This window comes from Burkholderia sp. E168m23, assembly GCF_016586125.1.
GTDB classification, from domain to species: domain Bacteria; phylum Pseudomonadota; class Gammaproteobacteria; order Burkholderiales; family Burkholderiaceae; genus Burkholderia; species Burkholderia orbicola.
Map to the genome: position 1 here is coordinate 1 of NZ_BCPP01001174.1, position 1852 is coordinate 1852.

Annotated in this window: 1 protein-coding gene; it reads left to right on the plus strand. The window is 57.4% G+C overall.

Annotated elements, in window-relative coordinates; genetic code table 11:
• Positions 1 to 98 precede the first annotated feature (98 nt).
• On the plus strand, positions 99 to 1001 hold the full coding sequence (locus JMF90_RS35335; protein WP_012339443.1) for a hypothetical protein: 903 nt from the start codon (positions 99 to 101) through the stop codon (positions 999 to 1001).
• Positions 1002 to 1852: the final 851 nt, after the last annotated feature.

Sequence of the window (1852 nt, forward strand, 5' to 3'; positions counted from 1 at the left end):
CTTTAGCGACAAACGACACGTGCACATGGCCGCTCGAAAATACGCGATGACGGAAGCTGTGCAAGAATCTTTCGATCCGTAATCGCATAACAATAGCCATGACCGACACGCTGCAGGAAGAGCATGCAGCCGCAGATCACGCGATGCGCAACTGGACCTTCGAGAGGCAAGGTCCCGTCCGGATCGGTTCCGACGCGCACAAGCAGATGTTCTGTCGGATGCTGCTCGACACACACAACCCGTACAAGCCGGCCGTGATCGACTGGCCGGCGCTCCAGCCGGCCGAACTCAGACGGCTCACGTCGCTGCCGATCTGGGACATCGCCGTGCAAACCGAAGGCCGCGCGTCGATCCGCGTGGCTACCTACGCCGCGACGGTCGACGATCCGCTGCTGCGCCGCGCGCTCGAAATGGACGGCGGCGAGGAAGCCCGCCACAAGGTCGTGCTGTCGAAGCTGGTCGAGGCGTACGGCATCCGGCTCGCGCCCGAGCCGGCCTACCCGGCGCCGACCGATCCCGAATGGTCGTGGATGATGACGGGCTTCAGCGAATGCATCGACAGCTTTTTCGCGTTCGGCCTGTTCCGCTCCGCGCAGCGCTCCGGCTATTTCCCGCCTGAGCTGGTCGAGACCTTCGAGCCCGTGATCCAGGAAGAAGGCCGCCACATCCTGTTCTTCGTGAACTGGTACGCGTGGTACTGGCGCACGATGCCGTGGTGGCGCCGGCCGTGGTTCTTCGCACGGGTGGCGGCCGTGTGGGTGCAACTGATCCGCGACCGCATGAGCATCGCGCGCGGCATCGATGCCGACGGCGCAGCCCGTGACGCGAATTTCCCGGCGACCGGCACCGCCGACATCGGCGATGCGCTGAACCCGCGCGAGCTGATCGAGCTGTGTCTCGTGGAGAACGACCGGCGGATGGCCGGTTACGACAAGCGCCTGCTGCGCCCGATGTTCGTGCCGCGGATGGCGCGGTTCGCGCTGCGGTTTCTGAAGAAGTGAAGTCGGGCGCTTGCCGCGGGTCAGGCGGCAAGCGCCCGGTTCGGTCCACGCCCGTGGGCCGACTGTGGCGCGTCCGATACATTCGATCAATCCCTATTTTTCTTCGACACGTCGCGCCGTCCTCGGCATGACTGACAAATTGCCGCACCCCGGATCTGACATTTCGACCGCCTCCGGTTCGACACCGACCCGCGGTCTTTGACGACCTGTCGGCATCCCCTGAAATCCCCGCCGCGAGCGCGTCCGCTCAGCTTCCCGCATGCGTGCCGATTCCCCCTTGATACCGATGCCAGCGCAATCGTCAATAGGACGAATCCGATAAATTGACGCGGACCGTTTCATTTTTCGCCCTGTAGCACTTTTTTACAACTTCGTGCAGCTGGGCGGCCCGGAACGCCCGTCACACGGGCGCCCGCGCCGGACAAGATGCGCAAATCAGCATAATCCAACGCTCCCCGCATCAGATAAATTCAATTAATTGATAATCCATAAATAGAAAAACAAACTCAACAAAAGAAAATTTATTAACAGGTTAATAATATGGAAAATGCATTATCAACCAACACACCAATAGACATTACAATCATGAAAGAATTTGGTCGCTCGCAAACGTTTGCTATTTCATTTGTCTTACTTTTGGAGCATCCCGATGTGTAACCTGGCGCACAAAACCAATGTAAGTTCTTGATTTTTATATGAAAACAAAGAGCGCTCAAGAAAAAATCAAACCCGACACGACACATTCTTACAGCTTTCAAATTCATTCTTCCCCAGTACATCAAAACACGGCTCATTAACCATTCTTTAACTTTCCAATCCCTTCATTTATCACTGTTTGTCAATCTCTAAAA